The sequence below is a fragment of the Schnuerera sp. genome (assembly GCF_035459645.1).
In the GTDB taxonomy this organism is placed as follows: Bacteria; Bacillota; Clostridia; order Tissierellales; family Tepidimicrobiaceae; genus Schnuerera.
The window spans coordinates 1-2928 of sequence record NZ_DATHXO010000171.1; the positions used below are offsets into that span (position 1 = coordinate 1).

The window sequence follows — 2928 nt, forward strand, 5'->3', positions numbered from 1 at the left end:
GGCCCTAGATTTAATCATTATTTCCTCATGAGAAAGTTTGGATCTTTCTTCAAGCATTTTATCTCTTAATACTTTTTTATCCAAAATTACCACCCTTTACTGTTTATTTATTGTTCAGCTTATATTATAATATATTATTAAAGCGAATATGTAAAATAAGGTGAAAAAATTTATAAAAAAAGAGGATTTAATGATTTTAAATAGAATCATATATTAATTATGTTATAATCATATTATAAAGATATGAAAAAGTCCTAATACATAGAGGTGAAAATTTTTGATCAAGTTTATTAATATAAGCAAAAAATATAAAAATGGAGTAAAAGCATTATCTAATATAAATTTAAGCATATCAAAAGGTGAGTTTGTTTTTATAGTTGGGCCTAGTGGTGCAGGTAAATCTACTTTAATTAAACTTATATTAAAGGAAGAAGACCCTACTGAAGGAAAGATATATTTAAATGAGAAAGATATTACCAAAGTTAAAAATAGAAGAATTCCTTATATTAGGAGGAATGTAGGAGTTGTTTTTCAAGATTTTAGATTATTATCTAATAAAACTGTATATGAAAATGTAGCCTTTGCTATGGAGATTATTGGAGCACACCCAAAAGATATTAGAAGAAATGTTCCAATGGTTTTAAGTATGGTAGATTTGAGTAAAAAAGCTCATTGTTATCCTGATGAGCTGTCAGGTGGAGAACATCAGCGAGTTGCTATTTCAAGAGCTATAGTTAACAGCCCACCTGTATTAATAGCGGACGAGCCTACAGGGAATTTAGACCCGGATACTGCTTGGGAGATAATGAAAGTACTTAGAGACATTAATAGGCGTGGAACTACTGTACTAATGGCGACACATGCCAAAGATATAGTAGACATAATGAAAAAGAGAGTTATTGCCATTGAAGGAGGCAGGGTAATAAGAGACGAAGAGAAGGGTGTGTATGAGCATGAGTTTTCGAATTCTTAAAAACATTATTAAGCAAGGATTCCAAGGGATGTGGAGAAATAGAGGCATGGGATTGGCTTCTGTTGGTTCTATTACAGCTGTACTAATAATCCTTGGTCTTGTTTTAATTATGATATTGAGTATAAATAATGTGGTAATAGATACAAAAAATAAATTTGATGAAGTTCAAATATTTTTAGAAGACAATATTACTGGAGAACAACTAGATAGAATTGAAAATGAAGCTAAAGGTACGGAAGGCGTTTTATCCGTAATTTTTCAGTCCAAGGAACAAGCTTTAGAAATTATGAAAGAAGAATGGGAAGAGGATGCATACCTTTTAGAAGGATTAGAAACAAATCCTTTACCAAATACAATAATAGTACAATTAGAAGATATTGAATATGCAGATAGAGTTGTGGATAAGGTTAAAGGATTACAAGGAATAGAGGAGATAAAATACAATAAGGATATTATAGAAAAATTAGTCCTTTTTGCTAACTATGTAAGAGGTGGAGGATTGTTTATAATAGCTATACTAGTATTTGTTTCAGTATTTATAATATCAAATACTATAAAGATAACTGTAACAGCTAGGAGACGAGAAATAGATATCATGAAATATGTAGGGGCTACTAATGGATATATTAGAGGACCTTTTATTATAGAAGGCTTGCTCTTTGGTCTTATTGGAGCAATTATATCTATTCTAATTGTCAACTATGGCTATGGATATTTCTTCAATAGGGTTAGCGATAAATTATATGTACTATTTACTGTATATTTAGTGCCACCTGCAGCGTTAATAAAAGATATATCAATTATGTTTATTGCAATGGGGACAGGAATAGGGGCTTTAGGAAGTCTTGTTTCTTTAAAAAGATTTTTAAATGCATAAAAGGGAGGTTGGAAAATTGGCTCAAAAGAAAAAAGGTATATACTTTATATTGGCTTTAGTCTTATTTTTTAATTATGCTTTAGTTTTTGCTGATAATACTTTAGAAGATTTGAAAAAACAACAAAAAGAGACCCAACAAGAATTAGATAAAATTGAGAAAGAGAAAAAAAACTTAGGTAATCAAATGAAGGATGTAGAAAGTGAAATAGCAAAATTGGACAAGCAAGTATCCGATGCAACTGTTGAATTGGAAAAAGTAGAAAAAGACTTGAAAATATTAAATGAAGATATAGACAAAACATTGGAGGAGCTAGAGGAAGCAGAAGAAAAAATTGGAGATAAGCAAGATACTTTTAATTCTAGACTAAGAGTAATGTATAAAAATGGGGATGTTGGATATTTAGAAGTATTATTGGCTGCAGCAAATATAGGAGATTTTTTATCTAGAAAAGATATGGTTCAATCCATAGTAAATCATGATGTAGAATTGATAAAGTATATGAAAGATCAGAGAGATATTATAAACAATAAGAAAACTGAGTTACAAGCTAAAAGAGCATCTGTAGAAGTAACTAGAAACAAGCTGGATGATAGAAAACAGGAACTAGCTAGAGCTAATAGAGCTAAAAAATTGTATATGGAAGAGTTATTACAAAATGACAAGATACTTGAAGAAGAAGAAGATAAACTAATTAAATTTGCTAAGGAAATTGATTCTAAAATAGTTAAATTGCAAAGAGTAGAAGGGCCTTATTCTGGTGGAGTTATGTCTTGGCCTGTACCTGGTCATACTAGGATAAGTTCTCCTTATGGCTATAGAATACATCCAGTTTTTAAGACAAAAAAATTACATACAGGTATTGATATTCCTGCACCTACTGGTACAAATGTTATTGCAGCAAACGATGGAACAATTATATATTCTGGTACTTTAGGAGGTTATGGTAAAACTATAATGATAGATCATGGTGGAGGTATTGTAACTCTATATGGACATAATTCATCTTTAGTAGTCAGTGAAGGAGCACAAGTTAAAAGAGGAGATACAATAGCTAAAATAGGTAGCACGGGGATTTCA

At 30.5% G+C, this 2928-nt stretch carries 3 protein-coding genes; all 3 read left to right on the forward strand.

Annotation, left to right across the window (positions count from 1 at the left end):
* Nucleotides 1-277: 277 nt before the first annotated feature.
* On the forward strand, nucleotides 278-973 hold the full coding sequence (ftsE, locus tag VK998_RS04160) for a cell division ATP-binding protein FtsE (protein ID WP_325225819.1): 696 nt from the start codon (nucleotides 278-280) through the stop codon (nucleotides 971-973).
* The gene (gene ftsX / locus VK998_RS04165) at nucleotides 954-1850 is read left to right on the forward strand and encodes a permease-like cell division protein FtsX (protein WP_325225821.1); all 897 of its coding nucleotides are present in this window, start codon (nucleotides 954-956) and stop codon (nucleotides 1848-1850) included. The genes ftsE and ftsX overlap by 20 nt, the downstream gene beginning before the upstream one ends.
* A 16-nt stretch (nucleotides 1851-1866) precedes the next feature.
* Nucleotides 1867-2928: murein hydrolase activator EnvC family protein (locus VK998_RS04170; protein WP_325225823.1), on the forward strand; the 1062-nt coding region annotated here is incomplete at its 3' end.

Bases quoted from the DNA above. Each gene is read 5' to 3' on its own strand.
- ftsX (WP_325225821.1), top strand. From the start codon at position 954: ATGAGTTTTCGAATTCTTAAAAACATTATTAAGCAAGGATTCCAAGGG.